This is a genomic window from Parasphingorhabdus sp. (genome assembly GCF_048267785.1).
In the GTDB taxonomy this organism is placed as follows: domain Bacteria; phylum Pseudomonadota; class Alphaproteobacteria; order Sphingomonadales; family Sphingomonadaceae; genus Parasphingorhabdus.
On the sequence record NZ_JBLWWU010000003.1, the window covers coordinates 102,580 to 124,158 of the forward strand.

Here is a 21,579-nt window from a genome sequence, read left to right on the forward strand (position 1 = left end):
GGGTTTGTTCAGCCCCGTACCTGCTGCGCGATGCTATCCAGCAACCCGTTGACAAAACCGGCATCCTTTTTGTTGAAGAAAGCATGCGCCACGTCCAGATACTCGTCAATTACCGTTGCGACCGGTACATCTTCCTGTGCGACCAATTCAAATGTCCCGCAGCGGAGAATCTGCAGCATCGTCTTGTCGAGGCGTCCCAATGTCCAGCCGGAAGCCAGTTTGGAATCGACCAACCCGTCAATTTCTTCCAGTCGCGACGTCACCCCGATAACCAGGTCATCAAAAAAGTCACGCTCGGCCGGATGATATTGATCATCCTCGATTTCTTTGCCCAACCGGTGCTCATGAAACTCCTTGAGCAGCTTGGGCACTGGCGTCTTTTCCATCTGGTGCTGGAACAATGCCTGGACAGCAGCCAGACGAGCAGCGGATCGGGATGTGGATTTTGCGGTCATACTCTTTTCATCCGCGGCATGCCCAGGAAATCACGCTTGCCAATCCGCAGCCCGCGCGCGCGGAGCACATCATAGGCTGTCGTGGCATGGAAATAAAAATTGGGCTGGGCAAAGCTCAGCAAGAAATTTTCGGCGGTGAAAGGCATGGCTGCTTCCTTGAAGCGAAATTCCATATGCTGACCGATAAATCCTTCCATATCGGCTTCGCTGATCGCTTCAAGCCCTGTTTTGGCCTCGTCGAGTAATTCGTAGAGGCCTGCCCAGTCTTCGGGGGGCGGAGCTATACTTGGCGTAAACACGCCTTCCTTCACGCCTTCAATCGCGCCCAGCGAATGTTCGCGGCAGCATTTCACCTGATAGGAAAAAGGCAGCATATCCTCGATCAACCGTGCACCGATAATCTCTTCCGGCGGGATCCGCTTTTCCTCGCAATGGGCTTTCGCTTCGTCAACCAGCTCGCGAACCGCTGCAATAATCTGAAGCTGGGTCGGGATTACAGCATCATATAGAGAAATCGTCATGGTCATTTCTTTCTGTTGATTGTCAGCGCCGGTCGAGCCGCTTCTGTACGCTGGCGGCATGGGCTGGCAAGCCCTCTGCCTCTGCCAGTGCGACCGCGGCCGGACCGATGTTGCGAAGAGCCTGTTCATCACAATGGATGAAGCTGGTGCGTTTCATGAAGTCGGTGACCGAAAGACCGGACGAGAAACGCGCCCGCCTTCCGGTCGGTAATACATGGTTCGGGCCAGCGACATAATCACCGACGGCCTCGGGCGTGTGGCGACCGAGAAAGACCGAACCGGCGTGCCGGATTTTCTTGAACAAGGCGTCGGGATCGTCGACCGCCAGCTCGAGATGTTCGGCAGCGAGCCGGTCGACCAAAGGAAGCGCCTGCTCCAGCCGGTCGACGATGATGATCGCGCCATTGTCATTCCAGCTGGTTGTCGCGGTTGCCGACGTTGCCAATATGCCCAATTGCTTGACTATCTTTTCAGAAACTTGGTCAGCAAACTTCACATCATCTGTGAACAATATCGATTGGCTGGTCGGGTCATGCTCCGCCTGACTGAGCAGGTCGGCCGCGATCCAGTCAGGGTCATTCTTGCCATCGGCGACAACCACGATTTCCGAGGGGCCAGCGACCATATCGATGCCAACGACACCGAAAACCTGCCGCTTGGCTTCGGCGACCCAGGCGTTGCCGGGACCGGTAATCACATCGACAGATTTGATCTTTTCCGTACCATAAGCGAGCGCTGCCACCGCCTGAGCGCCACCAATGCGCCAGATTTCGTCAACCCCTGCCAGTTCTGCCGCCGCCAGCACCAGCGGATTAATATAGCCGCCGGGCGCAGGGGTCACCATGATGATCCGCTCGACACCGGCTACCTTGGCCGGAATGGCGTTCATCAGCACCGAAGAGGGATAGGCCGCGCGGCCACCGGGAATATAGATGCCTGCGCGCTCTACTCCGTTCCAGCGAGCGCCGATACGCACACCGGCGTCATCCATATAATCCCTGTTATCAGGGAGTTGCCCCTCGTGATAATCACGAATTCTCAAGGCTGCCAGCTCCAGCGCCACGCGCAAAGATGCTTCCAAACCTTCCAATGCCGCTTCCGCCTCGGCCTTGTCCACGCGCCAGCCGGTCTGCTCCAGATCATGCTGGTCAAACTTGCCGGTCAGCTGCGCAACCGCTGCATCCCCCCGATCGCGGACATCCTGGATGATCGCCCGCACATCGGCCGACACATCGTCGTCCGCCTCGCGCCGGGCATTGACCAGCGCGTCAAAGGCTTCGGCAAAACCGGTGTCGGTGATGGCCATCCGCATCGGCATCAGACCTGCCCCGCCAGTTCGCGGAATTTCTGCACCAGCGGCGTCAGTTCGGCGCTGCGCATCTTGAACGCCGCGCGGTTGACGACCAGACGGCCGGAGATATCCAATATCCGGTCGGTCTCCACCAGATTATTGGCTTTCAGCGTACTGCCCGATTCGACCAGATCAACAATATGCCGCGACAGGCCGAGTGAAGGCGCCAGTTCCATCGCGCCATTGAGCTTCACACATTCGGCCTGAATGCCCTTGCTCTCGAAATAGCGGCTGGTGAGATTGGGATATTTGGTGGCGACCCGGAGATGGGAAATATTGCCGACCTGCTCCGCATCATCCTTCGGCTGGGCCAGCGACAGGCGGCAGCGCCCGATGCCGAGGTCGACCGGCGCGTACAGCTCGCTATAGCCGAATTCCTCGATCACATCGGACCCGACGATTCCGATCTGGGCTGCGCCGTGGGCAACAAAGGTCGCCACGTCAAACGCCCGCACCCGGATGATCGCCATATGCGGCAGATTGGTCGCGAATTTCAGACTGCGGTTGGACTTGTCAAAAAAGGCATCTTCTGGCACGATCCCCGCCTGCTCCAGGAGCGGCAAAGCATCGTCGAGAATCCTCCCTTTCGGAATTGCAAAGATCAGTGGTTGGGCCATATTGGCCGCGGCTTTACGGGTTCGCAGATGAAAGGGCAACGAGTTATGAATATTTTGGACGTTGAAGATATCGCGCAGGGAATGCGCAGTCAGGCGGAACATTGCCTGCGCAACGACGCACCGGTAACGGCATCCATCATTATCGCTCAATTGGCACTGATCAACGGCCCGACGGCCTGCGGAAAGAAAATCGCCGACTGGCCGGGAAAACCGCTGGAAGACGCGATGCCGCTGCGCCTAACCGGCGGCCTTCACCATCTCTATCTCAGCGGCAAGGAACCGCGTCTGGCCGAAATTTACGAAGGCCGGATCAGCGATCAGGATGCGATCGACCTTCTCGTCGGACAGGTCGTGGCCGACCATGATGCAGAATTACTGCCCTGGTTCGACAGCCCGCCCCAGACCAACGAGTCGGGACGCTCGGCCAGTTTCATGGCCGGCCTGCTATGGTTATCGGAACGTATCGGCCCCCGATTCGAACTGCTCGAACTCGGCGCCAGCGCCGGGGTCAATACGATGATGGAGCGCTATCATTACGACCTGAATGGCGTCCTTGCCGGGCCGGAGGATTCGCCGATGCGGATCAAGCCGGAATGGCGCGGCCCCCCGCCCCCGCAAGCACCGGTAGATATCGTCAGCGTCCGCGGCTGCGATCAGAATCCGATCGATCTAACCGACGACGAAACCGCAGCCCGGCTCAAGGGTTATATCTGGCCCGAAATGCCCGCCCGCTTCGAGCGTATGGGAGCATCCATCACTCTGGCTAAACAGGAAGCGCCCGATCTGGTGAAGGCCGACGCCGCCGACTGGACCGAAGAGCAGCTGACCCGGCCGCAGGAAAGCGGCGTGACCCGGGTGTTGATGCATTCGATCGTCTGGCAATATCTGCCCCAGCCAACAAAGGACCGGATCACGGTCGCGATGGAAACCGCCGGTAAAGCGGCGACCGCGGACAAGCCGCTCGCGTGGATGTCGCTGGAAACCAACCGCAAGACCTTCCGACACGAACTGACCATCCGCTACTGGCCGGGGGGCGAGCAACCGGCCTTGCTGGGCAGCGCCCATGCCCATGGCGCGTGGGTCGAGTGGCTTGGGGAGTAATAGCGGAGCATGAGCAGATTGCCCTCTCCCATAGGGAGAGGCAACAAGCCTTGGCAATTCATTGCCTTAGGCGCAGTCGGTGAGGGGTTTTGCTCGCCCGATAAAGCGAAACCCCTCACCGAGTTCCGCTAGTCCGCAAGCGAACAAGCTACACTTGCCTCTCCCTTTGGGAGAGGATTTGCTAATCCGTAATCGTATTGGGCCGCCCCTCGGGCAGCGGGATAAACTCGTCCGGATCACCCGGCACTTTGGGAAAGCGTCCTTCGAACCAGTCGGCCTTCGCCTGATTGATCCGCTCCTTGCTCGAGGAAACAAAATTCCACCACACATGCCGTTCGCTGGTAAAAGCCTCGCCACCCAGCAGCATCGCCCGCCCACCCGACAGGGATGAGAGCGAGACCTTCGCCCCCGGCGCAATCACATAAAGCAGATATTTTTCCAGCGGCACGCCGTCCAGCGCACCGTCACCGTCGACCAGCATCACTGCCCGTTCGTCGGCCTCCGCATCAATCGGGATCGCGCCACCGGCAGACAGTAATATGTCTGCATAAATTGTCTCGGCATGACAGGTGGTCGGCGCCGTCTGCCCCCAGAGGCTCCCCATGATGATCCGGGCTTTTGCGCCACTATCATCGACCAGCGGCAAAGCGCCATCCCCGACATTCTCGAACGCCGGATCGATCTCTTCCTTGCCATCGGGGAGTGCCAGCCAGGTCTGCATCCCGAACATCGGTTTCTTCTGATCGCGGCTCTCCAGCGGAGACCGCTCCGAATGGACGATCCCGCTACCGGCCGTCATCAGGTTCACCGCACCGGGCCGGATCGTCTGGAATGTGCCAAGGCTGTCGCGATGGTCGATCGCGCCTTCGAACAAATAGGTTACCGTCGCCAGATTGATATGCGGATGCGGACGGACCCCCATGCCCGGCCCTTCCGGCAATACCGCGGGACCGAATTCATCGACAAAGATAAACGGCCCCACCATCCGGCGATGCCGGGACGGCAGAACGCGGCGAACCTGAAATTCTCCTAGATCATGGGTCGTGGGCGTGATTGTCTGGATAATGTTGGTCATATTCTATCCCAATCCCTGAGCGATTGTCGATTAAAACATCAGTCGTGCGGAGGACATATATTGCACATCATGCTCGCCCTTCTTGTCGTCGCTTCGGCGGCCAAATCTTATCCATCAATGGCGACAGAGTCTATATCACTCCCCCGGCGCCCTTGCCTTGATTGCCATCGCGTGAACCTTGTCGCGCATCATGTCGCCCAGCGCCTTGTTGACCATCCGCTGACGATTGAGACGGGACAGCCCAGCAAATTCAGCACATTCGATTTCGACCGTGAAATGCGATTCCCCGCTACCATCGTCTCCCGCATGGCCATGATGGCTGGCGCTGTCGTTGATGACATTGAGCGATATTGGTGCGAGTTCGGCGGTCAGCCGCTTTTCAATCTCGCTGTGGACTGGACCTTTGGGCATCGAATCTCCATATTGTCGTTTCGACATCCACTATAACCGTTCGCCCTGAGCCTGTCGAAGGGCGTTTCAATTCAAAGGACAGCCTGGCTTCGACAAGCTCAGCCCGAACGGCATTTGACTCACACTTCTCCCAAAAGAAAACCCAACCGCTTTCACGGCCGCTTCGAAACCGATGGCCAGATATGCGCGATCGAAGGCTGTCAGGAACAGGGCGAATTTCGCGCTCCGTCCATCTATGGCGCGCGCGCCAGCTATGACGGCCCCGGTGATTATCGCTGGCTCTGCCTCGACCATGTCCGAGAGTTTAATCAGGGTTATGACTATTTCGCCGGCATGGATTCCGAAGAGATTTTCCAGGCCCAGCATCCCGTCCGGGGATGGGATTCGTCCCGCCGAATCTATGACGGCGGCGCGGGCGCCCAACCTGCATGGGCCGATTTTACCGATCCGCTGGATGCAATTGGTGCGCGGTTTGCCAGCATGAAGACCGCAACCAGCAACCGTGGACGCGCGTTGTCCGGCGCGGATCAGAAAGCGCTAAAGACGCTAGGGCTTGGCGACAAAGAAGCCAAAACCGTTGGCCGCAGCGATATCCGCCGCGCCTATTCCGCGCTGGTGCGCAAATATCATCCCGATCGCAATGGCGGCGACCGCAGCCACGAGAAACAGTTGGCAAAAGTGATCGAGGCCTATACGCAGCTTAAGGAATCACCAGATTTTAGATAGTGGCTCGTCCCTTTTGCTTTTTCTAGGGCGGCAAAGATTTTTCGAAGGACTATGATGACCGAAATACCCGATATCACCCCGGACGCCAGCGACGAAACCATATTGGACGCACCCGACATTACCGTCGATGCGCGCGAAGTTTTCGGCGTGGATGTGGATATGCAGGTCCCTGCGTTCAGCCTGAAGGACGAACGGGTGCCCGACCTTGATCCTTCCTATGTTTTCGATCCGGAAACCACGATCGCGATCCTCGCCGGCTTTGCCTTCAATCGCCGCGTCATGGTGCAAGGCTATCACGGTACCGGAAAATCGACCCATATCGAACAGGTTGCAGCGCGACTCAACTGGCCCTGTATCCGGATCAACCTCGACGCGCATATCAGCCGGATCGATCTGGTCGGTCGCGACGCAATTGTCTTGAAAGACGGCCAGCAGGTTACCGAATTCCGCGAAGGCTTGCTCCCTTGGGCGCTGCAGACACCAACCGCACTGGTGTTCGACGAATATGACGCCGGACGTCCCGACGTGATGTTCGTAATCCAGCGCATATTGGAAGCCGAAGGCAAGCTGACCCTGCTCGACCAGAACAGAGTGATCCGCCCGAACCCCTATTTCCGGCTATTCGCCACCGCCAATACGGTTGGTCTTGGCGACACCAGCGGGCTTTACCACGGCACGCAACAGATCAACCAGGGCCAGATGGACCGCTGGAATATCGTGGTGACACTGAACTATCTGCCGGCCGAAACCGAATCCAAGGTGATCCTGTCAAAAGTCCCGAATGCTGGTGACGAGACGGTAGAAAAGATGATCCAGGTCGCAGACCTGACACGGCAGGGTTTCATCAACGGCGATATCTCGACCGTGATGAGCCCGAGGACGGTGATCAGCTGGGCGCAAAATGCCGCGATATTCAAGGATATCGGTTTCGCCTTCCGCCTTAGCTTCCTTAACAAGTGCGACGAAGCGGAACGGATGCTCGTGGCGGAATATTATCAACGCGTCTTTGGTGAAGATCTGCCGGAAAGCGTGATGGGCGGCTAGGCTTACGGTCAGGCATTCTTGATCGCGTCCTAACTATATTGGCTGAGAACTAACTCACCCGGTGCTGCTAAGCTACCGGCTATTTGATGCCGATTGCGTTCACTTCGTGCTTTTGTTATAACACCCGTATGAACAAGATGACCCCACTTCCCGCTGGCCATGCGCTCAAACTGGTCAAAATCGGCAACTCCACCGGCGTAATCCTGCCCAAGGATTTGCTCGAGAAGCTGCGCGTTTCTCAGGGTGATACCGTCTTTTTGAGCGACTCACCTGACGGTGTCAGGCTGACCGCGATCAACCCCGATTTCCAGAAGAAAATGGCTGCCGCCGAAAGTGTGATGCGCGAAGATCGCGACATCCTTCGTGTCTTGGCAAAATGACCGGCGACCGGATTGAGCCGATCTGGCTCGGTGCCGACATTGCCCTTGCCATTCACGATCGACAGCTTGCCGAACATGGCGGCCCATCGGGTGTCCGTGATCAAGGCTTGCTCGAGTCCGCTCTCGCAAAACCGGTCAACAAATGGGGTTACGGCGAAAATGATTTGTGCGCCTTGGCGGCGGCCTACGCTTTTGGCGTTGCCCGCAACCACCCATTAACCGATGGCAACAAGCGTACGGCCTGGGTCCTGGCGCGAACTTTTATGGTGCTGAACGATCTCCAGCTAGTTTTTGACCGGGAGGAGGCAATTGCAACAGTCCAAACCCTCGCCGCCGGAGAACTCCCAGAAGAAGAACTCGCATCATGGTTCCGCGAACATATTACCAAAGATTGATGTTCATGGGCGGGCAATTGCTGTTCGACTATTTCCGCTCGCTTATGGCGTATTATTTTTGTAATACAGCAAATTGATGCACGATAGAACCTCTTCTGAACCTAGGCGACGGCGCTGGTACTCGCCCTTTGGCCGGGCAAAAGCCGCCGAAACCACATTTTACGAACCCTATGGCGATGCCATACCGCCGCGCATCGAGGAACCGGTCGCGCCGCTCAAAAAGCCGCGTGGCAAATGGTGGTGGGTCAGTCGCGGTTTGGCAGCGGCACTGTTCCTGTTCATCCTGCTGGTCGCCTATCTTGCCATCACTGCGCCCTTGTCAAAATCCCTGCAACCGATTGTCCCGCCGCAAATCACCTTGCTGACGTCTGATGGACAGCCGTTCGCGCGCAACGGTGCGGTCGTTGACGAACCGGTGAAGATCGCCGCCTTGCCGGATCATGTGAAACAGGCCTTCATGGCGATTGAGGACCGGCGCTTCTATTCGCACTGGGGCGTTGATCCGCGGGGTCTGGCGCGGGCGCTGTTCAGCAACATATCCGGCAACGGCATGACCCAGGGCGGCAGCACGATCACGCAGCAATTGGCCAAAACCACATTTCTGACCCCGGAACGCAGCCTGACGCGCAAGGCGCGGGAAATGCTGATCGCCTTCTGGCTTGAGGCATGGCTGACCAAGGACGAGATACTCGAACGCTATCTCTCCAACGTCTATTTTGGCGATAATGTTTACGGGCTGCGCGCTGCGTCGCTCCATTATTATTATCGTCAGCCGGAAAATCTGAAGCTGGAACAGGCAATCATGCTGGCAGGTCTGGTGCAGGCCCCGTCTCGTCTGGCACCCACCCGCAATCCGGAACTGGCTGCGAAACGGGCCGCGATTGTCAAAGCCGCAATGGTCAGCGCCGGCTATCTCAGCCAGAAAGAGGCCGACAGCCTCGGCATCGCTCGACTGGATGTCCGCGCGAAAAATGCCCTGCCCACCGGCACCTATTTTGCCGATTGGGCCATGCCGCAAGCGCGGGAAATGACCGACTTCAGCTACGAAAGCCTAAACCTGACCACCACGCTCGATGCCCATATGCAGGAAATCGCCCGCCGCGCCGTAGCCCGTGCGCCACTTGGTCAGGCCCAGGTCGCTCTGGTCGCGATGCGGCCGAACGGAGAAGTCGTGGCGATGATTGGCGGAAGGGACTATGCGAAATCCGCTTTCAACCGTGCAACCCAGGCCAAGCGACAACCAGGCTCGACATTCAAGCTGTTCGTCTGGCTTGCCGCGCTGCGTTCAGGCATGAGTCCGGACGATATGGTCGACGACAGTCCGATTACCAAGGGCGGCTATCTCCCCAAAAATGCCGGAGAAAAATATCGCGGTTCAATCAGCCTGAAAGAAGCCTTCGCGAAGTCGAGCAATGTGGCCGCAGTCCGTCTCTTTGGTCAGGTCGGTGACAAGGCCGTCATCCGCGAAGCGCGCAATCTGGGGGTCAAGTCGCGGCTGGCAGAGGATGACCCCAGCCTGGCGCTCGGCACATCGACAATGACCCTGCTGGAGCTGACCGCTGCTTATGCCGGCGTTGCCGGGAATAGCTGGCCGGTCGAACCTTATGCCTTCAAGAAGGAAAAGCAAACATGGTTCGAATGGCTGTTCGACTGGCCGGGACGTTATAACTCCAAAACCCACGCCAATATGGAAGTGCTGCTGAGATCTGCTGTCAACGATGGCACCGGACGGCGGGCTATATTGACGATCCCCAATTACGGCAAGACCGGTACCAGCCAGAATAATCGCGATGCCCTGTTTGTCGGTTATGCCGGAGAGGGCGATGACCGGCTGGTGGTTGGCGTGTGGATCGGCAATGATGACAATAGCCCGCTAAAGGGCGTAAGCGGCGGCAGCCTGCCCGCGCTTATCTGGAAGGACTTCATGCAACAGGCCCTCCAATCCCGAAAGCCCGCTGGTGCCGCCAAGCCCGGCAAGAAACCCGATCCGGAAGGTCCGGTCATACCTCTCGACCTTCCCGAAGCCCCCGAAATCCCGGTAGATATCGGTGATACAGAGGTCCGGATAAACGGCGATAGCGGCATCCGGGTGGGAACGGACATTGGCGGCGTGCCGATTGATGTCAGGATCGATCAGGATGCCGTGGCGGTTGAAAGCCGGCCGCAAGAAAACCCGCCGGGACAGGAACGCTGACCGCTTTGACCCGCCTAACAAAAAAGCGGCAAATTAGCCCTTTGATTCCCCTCTTCTTTGCGCTTAAAGCTGTTCGCTTCTATGGCTGATCGTTCCAAACTTGATGACCTGAAAGACGTGCTCGGCGGCACGGCGCGTGCGATTGCCCAGAAGCCGGACATCGAACTGGCCTATACAGCGGAATCCCCGTCACAGTCCGGTGAACATCTCAAGGTGCCGATGCCGGCTCGCGATCTGCCACCGGCCCAAGTTGCCGAAGCGCGTGGGTTTGCCGATAGTTTTTCGCTGAAATTGCGCCATCACGACGAAGCCATGCATCGCAAGAACGCGCCTCAGGAAGCGATTGCCCGCGCCTGTTTCGATGCACTTGAACAGGTGCGGACGGATGCACTGGGATCCCGCAGCATGGCGGGTGCCAAAGAGAATCTGAATGCGGCGCTGGAAATGCGGATGCGATCCGATCCGATTGCGCGGGCACAGAATCGCGATGAAGTTCCCATTTCAACCGCCCTTGCCCTGCTGGCACGTGAGAAATTGACCGGACAGGCTCCGCCGAAAGGAACGGTCAAGGGCCTCGACATGCTGCGCGAGTGGATTGAGGAAGGCGCCGGCGCGGATCTCGACGGTCTCAACCTGACGCTCGACGACCAGAATAGTTTTGCCAAATTGTCGACCCAGTTGTTGCAGCATCTCGATCTGATCAAAAGCGATGATCAGTCCGAGGCAGAGGACAGTGAAGACGACGATAGCGATGAAGACAGCGACGACAGCCAGGATGACGGCGCCGACGAGGAAGCGACCGGCGATCAGGGCGAATCCGAAATGCGCTCCGAACCGTCGGACGATGACAGTCAGGATGGCGAAAGCGACCAGAATGCCGAGGAACTGGAAGAAGGCGCGGAAGAGGAAATGGGAGACGCCGGCGATGATGGCATGATGCCGGTGCGTCCCAACCGGGCGATGTCCGACCTTCCCCCCGGTTTCAACTATGCGCCGTGGACCGAAAAATATGACGAGGTCGTCAGCGCCACCGAACTTTGCGACGAAGAGGAACTGACGCGCCTGCGCGCTTTCCTCGACCAGCAGCTGACCAATTTACAGGGCGCGGTGACCAAGCTTGCCAACCGCTTGCAACGCCGCCTGATGGCGCAGCAGAACCGCAGTTGGGATTTCGATCAGGAAGAAGGCATGCTGGATGCCGCCCGGCTCGCCCGCGTGGTCAGCAATCCTTCGCACAGCCTGTCCTACAAGATCGAGCGCGAGACCGATTTCCGCGACACGGTCGTGACCCTGCTGATCGACAATAGCGGTTCGATGCGCGGACGGCCGATATCAATCGCGGCCATTTCCGCCGACATCATGGCCCGCACGCTGGAACGCTGCGGGGTGAAGACCGAGATTCTCGGCTTTACCACCCGCGCCTGGAAAGGCGGACAGACCCGGGAAGACTGGCTCGCGGCGGATCGCCCGGCCAATCCCGGACGGCTCAACGACCTGCGCCATATCGTCTACAAAAAAGCCGACGAACCCTGGCGTCACGCCCGCAAGAATCTCGGCCTGATGATGCGCGAAGGCCTGCTCAAGGAAAATATCGATGGCGAGGCCCTGCTCTGGGCGCACAGCCGGCTAATCGCCCGCCCCGAGGAACGCCGCATATTGATGGTGATCTCCGATGGTGCGCCGGTCGACGACAGCACCCTGTCGGTCAACCATGGCGCCTATCTGGAAAATCATCTCCGCAAAGTAATCGAATGGATCGAAAGCCGCTCACCGGTGCAACTGGTCGCCATCGGTATCGGCCATGACGTGACCCGCTATTACAAGAAAGCCGTCACCATCATGGATGCCGAGCAACTGGGCGGAACCATGGTCGAGCAACTCGCTGGCCTGTTTGATGAGGATTGATGACTCATTTCGAATTCGGGAGTTTGGATTAGTTGCCAACTGAACTTCTTGTCGCGTTAATCGCAGGTGGACTTACGCTTTTAGGCATTATCGTTGGTAGTGCCTTGACTTCATTGAATTCCTATCTGGAGCATCAGCGGTTAGAAAGAAAAGAACGTGAGCAAATCGTCGAGCAAGAGCGTGCTATTCTTAACGGTGCGTTTGCGCTTTCGAACTTTTTAAAATCTAGGCTTAACGAATGGTCCGAAAATCGGAACGTATTCGACCTTGCGCGACTTACCGTAGCGCAACCCTATATTGCAAAACTTACTGATCGAGCGCCATTGAATAGCGAGAGACTTATGGTCTCACTGATCGACCTCGGACTCCGATTGGAAGCCCTTTTGTTTACCGCCGGACTCGCCATAGGCTCTGAAAAAGAAACTTCAGACACTTCTCTTGATGACATTGCCAACTGCATTACCGAGTTAGATCAATCGATCGAGCTAGTTGATATAATTGTGACTGGAGAATTACCCATCATGACTGATGAAGAGTTATCTTCTTTTGAAAATTTCGAAACAAGTTCCAACCATCTTGATGTAGAACGAGTGCCACCAAAAGAATCTTCGAATACATCGCCAACAACAACCGTTCAACATTCATCTGGAGATCACGAATGAACGTAACCGAAGCCGTAACTTCGCGCCGCTCCATCCGCCAGTTTCTCGACAAACCGGTCGACAAGTCCATTCTCGAACGCGTTCTTGAAACAGCCCAGCGCGCCCCTTCCGGTGGCAATACCCAGCCGTGGAACGCGGTTGTCGTTGGTGGAGATGCGCTCAAGGATATCACCGCCAAGATCAAGGCCAAGGCCGCGACTGCGCCGATGGGCGAAAATACCGAATATGCAATCTATCCCAGGGAGCTGGATGGCCGCTATGAAGAGCAGCGCCGGGCAGTCGGCAAGGACATGTTCCAAGCCGTCGGTCTGGAGCGAGGCGACAAGGCCGGCCGTATCGCGCAAATGGCAAAAAACTGGGACAGCTTCGGCGCGCCGGTGCAATTGTTCACCTATACCAAAAAATATATGGGGCCACCGCAATGGTCCGACATGGGCATGTGGCTACAAACCGTGATGCTGTTGTTGCGCGAAGCGGGGCTCGACAGTTGCCCACAGGAAATCTGGGCGATGTACGGCACCTATATGCGGGAATTGCTCGGCATTGATGACGATCATATCTTCTTTTGCGGTATGGCGATTGGTTACAGGGATCCCGACGCTGCGATCAACAATTTTGATGTGCCCCGCGTGCCGATCAGGGACGCAATAGAGTTTCGCGGTTTTTAACCAGCAAACCTTTTGATTATTCAGAAAAATCCTGCAAAATGTCCCACAATGTGACGTCAATCACCTAATATGATTTTATAATCGATAAATTGCAATCGGGGACTCGGATTCAACGGCTATCTGTTGTAGAAGCATGAATATTCCGGGTCGCAATCATTGTTGTTCCAGTCTGAGGGGACCGGGCAACACATAATATTGTGGGGGAATCTATCGTGCGCCGCTTGAGGATTGGCACTATCACATTGGCATTGGCGCTGGCGTCAAGCCCGGCTGTAGCATTCGCTCAAGGCACTCCGGTCTCATTACGCGACAGTTTTCCAATCGGAAACAGCCAGGGCATATTATGCCAGGTGCAGGATCGCAGCATCGAGAACAAGGCGAAAGCCGATATGTTCGACCGCAGCTGGGCGGTCGTGTGTCGCGATTCCGCGAGACCGGTGGGTTTTATCTATTCGTCCCGGTCTTCGGAACAGGATTTGCTCAATCGGATCACACCCCATCGCAGCGAACCGATAACATGCACCGCTAATGCGGCCCAGGCGACGCTCGAAGGCTTTCGGCATACCGAATGCAAACTCTCGGCGGAACCGGTTGCCTATTCACAATTTAGTGGCCGACAAAATGACGTTTCCTATATCGCGGAAGGCCTTGCTGCCTATGACAGTGCGACGCTGCTGGCGCTCAAGTCGGTAGTGCATGACTCGATTGTCGAGGGCAAAATCGACGTCGCCTCGACGTCGGTCGAGGATCCATTTGCCTTTGCCCGGGTTCAGGCAGCAACACTCAAACCCGACCAGGCACTGGCAGAGGGCTACAGGCGAAATCTCAGCGGCGATTACGCGGAAGCCGCTGCCTTTTTTGAAACATTGCAACAACGCACATCCGGTATGGATGGCGAGAATATAAACCCCGAGGAATATCTGATTAACCGGGCCTTGCAAAAGTCCAATCTGGGTGAATTTGCCGAAGCCGATAATCTGTTTGAACAAGCCACGGAACTGAATGGGGCCGACCCGGTAACCGAGCGTCTGCGACGAAATTTCGAAGCCATGCATCTGCTCAATCAGGGCCGGTTTGACGATGCGGTGGCGCGGATAAACGTTCCGCTCAAGACATCGCTGGTAGAGCAGATCGCGCTAACGGATCGTCTCGAAATATCCGATCCGATTTCCAGTCGGATTAACGGCAGCGCAAGAAGTCGCAGTCTACTCAGTTTTGTCGACGAAACAAAATTGAGCAATCGTGAACGCGCCGAAATAATCGATGCCCAGGCATTGCAACTGTTGGGCACCGCCCAGCGAATCAATGGGGACCGCGAGACCGCACGAAATTCGCTGACGTCCGCCTATAATCGCGCCGTCACCGTTCGCGACGGCCGGGTCACTTCAATCACGCGTCTGAGGGTTCAAATTCTCTCCGAGCTGGCTCTTCTGGCAGAAGCGGAGGGTGATTTGAATGGTGCACAACAATTGCTCCGCGACGGGCTGGAATTATTGAACATTCAATATCCCGAAACGCGGGCCCTCAATGGTGCCAAAGCGCGACTTGCATCTTTTCTGCTGCGACACGGGCAAGAGACCGAGGCACGCCGATTATATGACGAAGTCATTGATAATTCGCTCGGCAAACGCAGCGCCATTACCGGCATGGCCAACCAGCTCTCCCCCTATTTCAGACTTCTTGCAGACGATGAAACTGCAACCGAACAATTTTTCAAAGCCTCTCAGATACTGGTCCGCCCGGGTGTTGCCGAAACCCAGGCCATCCTGTCACGGGAACTGAGCGGGGGCACAGATGATGCCGCGCGCCTGTTCCGACAGTCGATCAATCTGGCGCGCAACATCGAAAGATTGCGAATCCGTTTTTCGGCATTGAACAAGGCCGAGCAATCGCCGTCGGTCCGCCGACAAAGCAATGATCTCGCATCCGAAATCGAAGCGCTGGAAAGAAGCCAGCAGCTTACGCAGGTCAAACTTGCTGAATTCCCTCAATACCGTGCGGTTGCTGGCCGTTTTCTCGGTCTCGACAAGTTGCGTGCCACCTTGCAGCCTGACGAGACCTACATGCGGATGACGATCGTCAGCGACGACATTTTCATGTTTTACGCGGACCAAACCGAGGCAAAAACATACCGGATAGCGCTGAACGAGCGTGAACTCGACCAAATGGTCGACACAATTCGCGCGTCGATATCCACCTACGAAAATGGTCAATATGTCACCTATCCTTTCGATATCGAAACGGCCCGCTCGCTATATGCCGATCTTTTCGGACCGGTTTCCGACGACCTTGCGAGCAAGAAGCATCTGATATTCGAACCGGACGGAGCCATGCTGCGGTTGCCGATAAACCTGCTGGTTGCAGATGATGCTTCGGTTACGCAATATCTTGCGAAAATAGAGGCTCCCGATAGCGACCCTTTCGATTTTTCGGGCGTAAAATGGCTTGGCCGCGATATCGATATCAGCACGGCGGTATCGGCACGTTCATTCGCTGACGCCCGTCAGGCCCCCCAATCGAATGCCTCCCGGCAATATTTGGGAATGGGCAAGAACCTACCGATATTGGCAAGCACAAAAGTGGCCAGAATCCGCGGCAACTCCGAGGATATAAACGCCAATTGCGAATGGCCACTTAGCCAGTGGAACAGTCCGATATCGGATCGCGAACTGCTGGAAGCACAGTCTCTGGTTGGTGCAGGCATTTCCGATGTCCTTACCGGAGCCGCCTTTACCGATACCGCTATCTTGTCGAATGACGAAATCAGCGATTATCGCATCCTGCATTTTGCAACCCATGGGCTCGTCACCGCTCCCAATCCATCCTGCCCGGCGAAACCATCGCTGCTGACGTCCTTTGGAGACAATGATTCGGACGGTCTTCTGGCCTTTGACGAAATTTTTGACCTTAAACTGGATGCGGATATCGTTATTCTCTCCGCCTGCGATACGGCCGGCAAAGCCAGCATCGAAGCGACCCGCAACGCTGGCGTCAGCAGCGGGGGCGGGACGGCGCTTGATGGCTTGGTCCGGTCCTTTATCGGAGCGGGCGGGCGTTCGATACTGGCCAGCCACTGGCCTGCCCCGGATGATTTTCGCGCCACGGAGCGGTTGATAAACGGATTGTTCAGCGACGGTCGCGGGCAATCGATAACCGAGGCGCTGAGACAGTCTCAGCTGGAATTGATGGACGATCCGCTCACATCGCATCCCTATTACTGGTCTGGCTTCGCCCTGATCGGTGACGGTGCCCGTCAATTTTTGCCTACTCCCATGGACACAGCGGCCACTGCTGACGCAGTGCCATCCGCGACGAAAGCGGCATTAAAATAATGACCGCAACCGCCATGCCACCAGACGGGATTGAGAATAACCGCGATATGAAGGAGGGCGCCAGAGGCGTGCTGCAATCATTGCGGCGCCTGTTCGATCATCTCGGTCCGGTCCGGATCGCTTCGACCGTGCTGTTCATGATTCTGGCTCTGCTTGTCGCCCGGTACAGCTGGACGACCCCGCTGATTCAGGAAGCAGAGCGCGCCCTATATGATCTGCGCGCATCGGTATTCGCGCCGGAAGTCGAAAAAGACGAAAATATCGTCATGGTCGTCTATAATGAAGATACGCTGAAACTCACCGGCCAGCGATCACCGGTTGACCGAACGATTTTGGCGCAAGCACTTGAAAGCATCGACGCTGCCAAGCCTAAATCGATTGGCATAGATATTCTCTTCACCATGCCACAGGATGACGATGACCTGCTCATCTCGGCGTTCAAGAATATGGAAACGCCGACTTTTCTGGCTTATGCCGACCCTAAGGAAAATCCGGAAATCGCCTTTGCCGAACATGAGTTTCTGCAGCAATTTTTCAAAGATGCCCGCAGCGAGAATGTGAAGCCCACTGATATCAAGCTGGAAACAGATAGCGACGGCGTTCAGCGCCGCTGGACACCGCACAAGCCTGGAGCGCCGCCGTTCATGGCCATTGCGCTGACCGCACCCAACCCGAAATTTGCCAATAATGACGGCGCCATCCGTTATCATGTACCGAAGGCGACCGACGTCCCCGTATTCGACAAATTCCCGATTGAAAGTTTTGCTGATCCGGACATTGCGGAAATGCTGGGCTCTTTCATCGCCGGCAAACATGTTCTGATCGGGGGCGATTTCATTGATCGTGACCGATTTGAAACCCCGGTCGGCGGATTGACCGATGCCGGAAAGAATGACGGCAAGATGATCGGGCTTGAAGTGCATGCCCATATGCTCGCCCAGTTGCTCAACGATGACCTCCCTACTCCCATTGCGACATGGGCTTTGTGGGTCGGGGCCCTGATCGTTGCGATTTGCGGAGGCCTCTCTGCCCTGATCGTGGGCAATGCCATAAAAGTTGGACTGGTGCTCATCGGCCAGTTCGCATTTTTTCTCACTTTCCCGTTCGTGTTGCAGAATATTGGAATCGATACACTGAGCCTGCCTGCCTTTGGCTGGGGTGTCGGATGGCTGCTGGGCTATGCCTCAGTCGGATCGGCGGCCCGAACGATCAATTCCAAGCAGCGGGCCTTTGCACAAAGCGCGCTTGGCAAATATCTGCCAAAATCCATCGCCACCGAAATTCTGAAAGATCCCGAGAAACTGGCACTGCACGGCGAAAAACGGAAAATTTTCGCGGTGTTCACCGATCTCGAGGGTTTTACCAAATTGACCCATGCGATCGAACCGGAGATGGTCGCGACGTTGCTGAACGATTATCTCGACCGGCTGAGCGAGGTGGCGCTGGAATATGGCGGCACGATCGACAAATTCGTCGGTGACGCGCTGGTTACCTTCTGGGGGGCGCCGATCGCCTATCCGGATGATGGCGAACGGGCAGCGAAGGCCGCCTATGCGCTGTATCAGGCCGGTGAAGAATTCCGCAAAAACGTCCCCGAAAGCGTACCGCCAATTGGCAGAACCCGCGTCGGCATGCATTATGGCGATGCCATTGTCGGCAATTTCGGCGGCGAAGGCCGGATCCAGTATACCGCACTCGGTGACGCGATGAATACGGCGGCACGGCTGGAAGCAGCGAACAAGGCGTTGGATACAAAGGTATTGCTGAGCCGGGAGGCGATGGAACGGACCGGTCTCGACTGGTACCGGCCGATGGGACGGATCACGCTGCGCGGTCGATCCACGCCGGTCGACGTGTTCGAACCGGTTCCCGACTGGGAGGAAAAAGACCGCGCGACAGTGACCGCAGTCATAGCAGCCCATGAAATGGGTGATAGTGGTTCTGTTCAGGCACTGGGTGCCATGATCAAGCAATATAGTGAGGATATGGGCCTCGCCAATTTGCTCAAACGATTGAAAAAGACAAAAAATGGAGAAAGCTATGCACTTGGATAAAAACAATCTGGCACAGTCCGGACGAATTCTTCCCCGCTTGGCGAAAGCGGCTCTCGGCACAATTTTGCTTTTCGGTGCCGGCGGCATGGCCATTGCACAGAATATGGTCGTTCGCTCGACCGGACCTTCGGCCAGCAGCTATCCCGCGGGTAAGAAAATGGGGAATAATGCAAAAATTTCTCTCAAGGCGCAGGATCAGGTGACCATTTTGACCAAGTCGGGCACCCGCGTGCTCAAAGGTCCGGGAACCTTTTCACTGGCCCAACGCACAGGAACGACATCGACCGCATCGCGCCGGTTGTCGAGTTTCATCAGCAATCGCGGCAACAGCCGGGCAAGAACCGGAGCGGTCCGCGCTGCGGGCGGCGCAACGGTTGAAACACCGAACAATCCGAACATCTGGTTCCTGGATGTGACCAAGGGGGGAAAATTCTGTGTTGCCGATCCGGATGGACTAGTTGTCTGGCGGCCCGATTATACAGGATCGGCAACGGCATCGATTGTCGAACCAGCTGAAGGCAATGTCACTGAAATCGCCTGGCGAAAAGGCAATCCGTTGAAAGCCTGGCCGAAAGATACTCTGCCGGTCACCAACGGTGCAAGCTATCGTCTGCTCGGGTCAAACGTGCCGCAATCTGTAGAAGTAAGTTTTGTGGTGCTGCAGAATCAACCGGCAGACCTTAATGATGCAGCATCCATGCTGATCGAAAACGGATGTACCGGCCAATTGGATTTGCTGGTTGAAACACTCAAACTGAATGATGAAGACGCGGCAGACCAGGGTTAGCGTATGACAAGAACCTGCTGTCCGGCAGGAAAGCTGGACGGCAGGATGGAACATGATGGTTCGACCGCCTCATAGGGGATCATCACAAGACGGGGAATTATATGTCGCGCACGCGAACAACACTTGGATCAACTGCCATGGCAGCAGGCGTCGCCATGCTTGTAACAAGCCAGCCTGCTTGGGGGCAATCTTCTGTCGCAGCGCCGACCAGGGAAGAAATCCAGCGCGGTGTTCTGGACAACGGGCTTAAGGGCAAGGCTCAGACTCTGGCCGTTGATGGCCAAGTCGAGCGATCCGCCTGCCCACTTGCCGGACCGGAATTTTCCGATGTCCGGTTCACGCTGAAATCCGTCGATTTTACCGGGCTGATTTCGGTTGATCCGAATTCTCTGACCTCATCCTATGCAAATTATGTCGGTCAGGACGTTCCGGTTTCGGTCGTTTGCGATATCCGTGACCGGGCGGCAACCATATTGCGCAGCAATGGCTATCTGGCCGCTGTCCAGGTACCCCCGCAAACAATTGAACAGGGCACAGTCCGTTTTGACGTGCTGATGGCGCGGATGACTTCGGTGCAAGTTCGGGGGAATGCCGGCCCATCCGAACATCTGTTGCAAAAATATATAGAAAAGCTCGCCGCCCAACCGGTTTTCAACATCAATACCGCAGATCGCTACCTGCTGCTCGCGCGCGACATTCCGGGGCTGGATGTGCGGCTTTCGCTCCGCCCCGTGTCTGCAGAATCCGGAGGTCAGCCCGGGGAAGTGGTCGGCGAGTTTAATGTCATCCGCACGCCGGTCTACGCCGACGTCAATATCCAGAATTTCGGGTCCGAAGCGGTTGGCCGCTTTGGCGGACTTGGCCGGCTCCGCTTCAATGGTCTCACCGGGATGGGTGATGAAACCGTGATCAGCGGCTACACGACCTCCGATTTGAAGGAACAGCAGGTTCTACAAGCCAGCCACGAATTCCTGATTGGTGGCGAGGGTTTGAAATTCGGTGCCAGCTTCACATATGCGTGGACCCAGCCGGAACTGACCGGCGGGTTTACGATCCAGTCGGAAACACTGGTCGCCGGCGCCTATGCCAGCTATCCCTTTCTTCGCAAACAGTCGCGCAATATTTTCGGAACAATCGGGCTCGACTATATCGACCAGCGGACCGATATTCTCGGCACGCGCACCAACGAAGACCGGCTGAGCGTGGCTTATGCCCGTCTCGACTTCAGCCAGATCGAACCGGGCAGTATTTCGGGACGGGGCGGCTATTCCGCCTTTGAGCCGAAATGGGGCATCGGCGGCTCGCTGGAACTCCGCCAGGGCCTTGACATATTGGGTGCCAGCGAGGGCTGCGGCCCGGCATTTGTCAACTGTATCGGCCAGACCGTCTTGCCAACCCGTGCCGATGGCGACCCGACAGCATTTGTCGTCAGGGGGCAAGCAAAGATCGATTACCGCCCCACCCCGCTGCTGGCATTGACTCTGAAACCACGGCTGCAATATTCGCCGGACGCCTTGTTCTCCTATGAAGAGATATCCGGAGGCAACTATACAACCGGCCGTGGCTATGATCCCGGAACGATCATCGGCGACAGTGGATATGGCCTGCAGACAGAGATCAGCTACGGCTCCTTGCTGCCCGATTCACCCGAGGGGATCGCGGTGCAGCCGTATCTGTTTTTTGATCTGATGGGTGTGTGGAACAAGAACAGTCCGGGCGATCCGCAAAAACTTTATTCGGCCGGTGGCGGGTTCCGTACGACCATTGGCCAGCGGGCCAGTCTGGACCTGACCGCGGTCGTCCCGCTAAAACGCGCAGCCTTCCAGACCCGACGCGATAGCGCGCGCGCCCTCCTGACTTTGACCATCCAGCTCGCACCGTGGAGGCGCAGATAATGACCA

Annotated in this window: 19 protein-coding genes; 13 read left to right on the forward strand and 6 right to left on the reverse strand. The window is 56.7% G+C overall.

What is annotated here, in order from left to right:
• Window positions 1-8: 8 nt before the first annotated feature.
• From nusB to hisG, 4 genes are read right to left on the reverse strand one after another with little or no spacing between them, the layout of a single operon-like run.
• The gene (gene nusB / locus ACN0VD_RS03850) at window positions 9-455 is read right to left on the reverse strand and encodes a transcription antitermination factor NusB (protein ID WP_417591796.1); all 447 of its coding nucleotides are present in this window, start codon (window positions 453-455) and stop codon (window positions 9-11) included.
• The gene (locus tag ACN0VD_RS03855; protein WP_417591798.1) at window positions 452-976 is read right to left on the reverse strand and encodes a DUF1993 domain-containing protein; all 525 of its coding nucleotides are present in this window, start codon (window positions 974-976) and stop codon (window positions 452-454) included. The genes nusB and ACN0VD_RS03855 overlap by 4 nt, the downstream gene beginning before the upstream one ends.
• A gap of 22 nt (window positions 977-998) precedes the next feature.
• Entirely contained in the window at window positions 999-2,294 is a 1,296-nt protein-coding gene (gene hisD / locus ACN0VD_RS03860; RefSeq protein ID WP_417591800.1) for a histidinol dehydrogenase, read from the reverse strand.
• Window positions 2,294-2,944, reverse strand: coding sequence for an ATP phosphoribosyltransferase (gene hisG / locus ACN0VD_RS03865; RefSeq protein WP_339826438.1), 651 nt, complete (start codon window positions 2,942-2,944; stop codon window positions 2,294-2,296). The genes hisD and hisG overlap by 1 nt, the downstream gene beginning before the upstream one ends.
• A 45-nt stretch (window positions 2,945-2,989) precedes the next feature.
• On the opposite strand from hisG, the gene ACN0VD_RS03870 reads away from it, so the two are divergent.
• Window positions 2,990-4,045, forward strand: coding sequence for a DUF2332 domain-containing protein (locus ACN0VD_RS03870; protein WP_417591802.1), 1,056 nt, complete (start codon window positions 2,990-2,992; stop codon window positions 4,043-4,045).
• A gap of 181 nt (window positions 4,046-4,226) precedes the next feature.
• Here the strand turns inward: ACN0VD_RS03870 and ACN0VD_RS03875 are convergent, their stop codons facing one another.
• Both ACN0VD_RS03875 and ACN0VD_RS03880 read right to left on the reverse strand, forming a co-directional pair.
• Window positions 4,227-5,120 (reverse strand): pirin family protein, encoded by an 894-nt coding sequence (locus ACN0VD_RS03875; protein WP_417591804.1) that lies wholly within the window; start codon window positions 5,118-5,120, stop codon window positions 4,227-4,229.
• Between the two features lie 135 nt (window positions 5,121-5,255).
• A complete protein-coding gene (locus ACN0VD_RS03880; RefSeq protein WP_417591806.1) occupies window positions 5,256-5,531 on the reverse strand; it encodes a BolA family protein in 276 nt (91 codons plus the stop codon).
• Window positions 5,532-5,645: 114 nt separating this feature from the next.
• Between ACN0VD_RS03880 and ACN0VD_RS03885 the strand changes: the two genes are divergently transcribed.
• The 12 genes from ACN0VD_RS03885 to ACN0VD_RS03940 all read left to right on the forward strand — a co-directional run bounded on the left by ACN0VD_RS03885 (window position 5,646) and on the right by ACN0VD_RS03940 (window position 21,573).
• Window positions 5,646-6,257, forward strand: coding sequence for a J domain-containing protein (locus tag ACN0VD_RS03885; RefSeq protein WP_417591808.1), 612 nt, complete (start codon window positions 5,646-5,648; stop codon window positions 6,255-6,257).
• Window positions 6,258-6,311: 54 nt separating this feature from the next.
• The gene (gene cobS, locus ACN0VD_RS03890; protein ID WP_417591973.1) at window positions 6,312-7,301 is read left to right on the forward strand and encodes a cobaltochelatase subunit CobS; all 990 of its coding nucleotides are present in this window, start codon (window positions 6,312-6,314) and stop codon (window positions 7,299-7,301) included.
• Between the two features lie 137 nt (window positions 7,302-7,438).
• Entirely contained in the window at window positions 7,439-7,681 is a 243-nt protein-coding gene (locus ACN0VD_RS03895; protein ID WP_417591810.1) for an AbrB/MazE/SpoVT family DNA-binding domain-containing protein, read from the forward strand.
• Complete coding sequence (locus ACN0VD_RS03900; protein ID WP_417591812.1) at window positions 7,678-8,076, forward strand: type II toxin-antitoxin system death-on-curing family toxin; 399 nt, start codon at window positions 7,678-7,680, stop codon at window positions 8,074-8,076. The genes ACN0VD_RS03895 and ACN0VD_RS03900 overlap by 4 nt, the downstream gene beginning before the upstream one ends.
• 76 nt (window positions 8,077-8,152) lie before the next feature.
• On the forward strand, window positions 8,153-10,270 hold the full coding sequence (locus ACN0VD_RS03905; protein ID WP_417591814.1) for a transglycosylase domain-containing protein: 2,118 nt from the start codon (window positions 8,153-8,155) through the stop codon (window positions 10,268-10,270).
• 81 nt (window positions 10,271-10,351) lie between these two features.
• A complete protein-coding gene (cobT, locus tag ACN0VD_RS03910) occupies window positions 10,352-12,175 on the forward strand; it encodes a cobaltochelatase subunit CobT (RefSeq protein ID WP_417591816.1) in 1,824 nt (607 codons plus the stop codon).
• A 32-nt stretch (window positions 12,176-12,207) separates the two neighbouring features.
• A complete protein-coding gene (locus ACN0VD_RS03915) occupies window positions 12,208-12,837 on the forward strand; it encodes a hypothetical protein (protein WP_417591818.1) in 630 nt (209 codons plus the stop codon).
• Window positions 12,834-13,505 carry a nitroreductase gene (locus ACN0VD_RS03920; protein ID WP_417591820.1) on the forward strand — a complete coding sequence of 224 codons (672 nt, stop codon included), beginning with the start codon at window positions 12,834-12,836 and terminating at the stop codon, window positions 13,503-13,505. The genes ACN0VD_RS03915 and ACN0VD_RS03920 overlap by 4 nt, the downstream gene beginning before the upstream one ends.
• 212 nt (window positions 13,506-13,717) lie before the next feature.
• Window positions 13,718-16,837, forward strand: coding sequence for a CHAT domain-containing protein (locus ACN0VD_RS03925; protein WP_417591822.1), 3,120 nt, complete (start codon window positions 13,718-13,720; stop codon window positions 16,835-16,837).
• Entirely contained in the window at window positions 16,837-18,891 is a 2,055-nt protein-coding gene (locus ACN0VD_RS03930) for a CHASE2 domain-containing protein (RefSeq protein WP_417591824.1), read from the forward strand. Before ACN0VD_RS03925 ends, ACN0VD_RS03930 begins: the two co-directional genes overlap by 1 nt.
• Window positions 18,878-19,678: a hypothetical protein gene (locus ACN0VD_RS03935; protein ID WP_417591826.1), complete on the forward strand. Its 801-nt coding sequence runs from the start codon at window positions 18,878-18,880 to the stop codon at window positions 19,676-19,678. The genes ACN0VD_RS03930 and ACN0VD_RS03935 overlap by 14 nt, the downstream gene beginning before the upstream one ends.
• Window positions 19,679-19,815: 137 nt before the next feature.
• Window positions 19,816-21,573 (forward strand): ShlB/FhaC/HecB family hemolysin secretion/activation protein, encoded by a 1,758-nt coding sequence (locus ACN0VD_RS03940; protein WP_417591828.1) that lies wholly within the window; start codon window positions 19,816-19,818, stop codon window positions 21,571-21,573.
• Window positions 21,574-21,579 lie beyond the last annotated feature (6 nt).

Bases quoted from the DNA above. Each gene is read 5' to 3' on its own strand.
- nusB (WP_417591796.1), bottom strand. From the start codon at position 455: ATGACCGCAAAATCCACATCCCGATCCGCTGCTCGTCTGGCTGCTGTC.
- ACN0VD_RS03855 (WP_417591798.1), bottom strand. From the start codon at position 976: ATGACGATTTCTCTATATGATGCTGTAATCCCGACCCAGCTTCAGATT.
- hisD (WP_417591800.1), bottom strand. From the start codon at position 2,294: ATGCCGATGCGGATGGCCATCACCGACACCGGTTTTGCCGAAGCCTTT.
- hisG (WP_339826438.1), bottom strand. From the start codon at position 2,944: ATGGCCCAACCACTGATCTTTGCAATTCCGAAAGGGAGGATTCTCGAC.
- ACN0VD_RS03870 (WP_417591802.1), top strand. From the start codon at position 2,990: ATGAATATTTTGGACGTTGAAGATATCGCGCAGGGAATGCGCAGTCAG.
- ACN0VD_RS03875 (WP_417591804.1), bottom strand. From the start codon at position 5,120: ATGACCAACATTATCCAGACAATCACGCCCACGACCCATGATCTAGGA.
- ACN0VD_RS03880 (WP_417591806.1), bottom strand. From the start codon at position 5,531: ATGCCCAAAGGTCCAGTCCACAGCGAGATTGAAAAGCGGCTGACCGCC.
- cobS (WP_417591973.1), top strand. From the start codon at position 6,312: ATGACCGAAATACCCGATATCACCCCGGACGCCAGCGACGAAACCATA.
- ACN0VD_RS03895 (WP_417591810.1), top strand. From the start codon at position 7,439: ATGACCCCACTTCCCGCTGGCCATGCGCTCAAACTGGTCAAAATCGGC.
- ACN0VD_RS03900 (WP_417591812.1), top strand. From the start codon at position 7,678: ATGACCGGCGACCGGATTGAGCCGATCTGGCTCGGTGCCGACATTGCC.
- ACN0VD_RS03905 (WP_417591814.1), top strand. From the start codon at position 8,153: ATGCACGATAGAACCTCTTCTGAACCTAGGCGACGGCGCTGGTACTCG.
- cobT (WP_417591816.1), top strand. From the start codon at position 10,352: ATGGCTGATCGTTCCAAACTTGATGACCTGAAAGACGTGCTCGGCGGC.
- ACN0VD_RS03920 (WP_417591820.1), top strand. From the start codon at position 12,834: ATGAACGTAACCGAAGCCGTAACTTCGCGCCGCTCCATCCGCCAGTTT.
- ACN0VD_RS03930 (WP_417591824.1), top strand. From the start codon at position 16,837: ATGACCGCAACCGCCATGCCACCAGACGGGATTGAGAATAACCGCGAT.
- ACN0VD_RS03935 (WP_417591826.1), top strand. From the start codon at position 18,878: ATGCACTTGGATAAAAACAATCTGGCACAGTCCGGACGAATTCTTCCC.
- ACN0VD_RS03940 (WP_417591828.1), top strand. From the start codon at position 19,816: ATGGCAGCAGGCGTCGCCATGCTTGTAACAAGCCAGCCTGCTTGGGGG.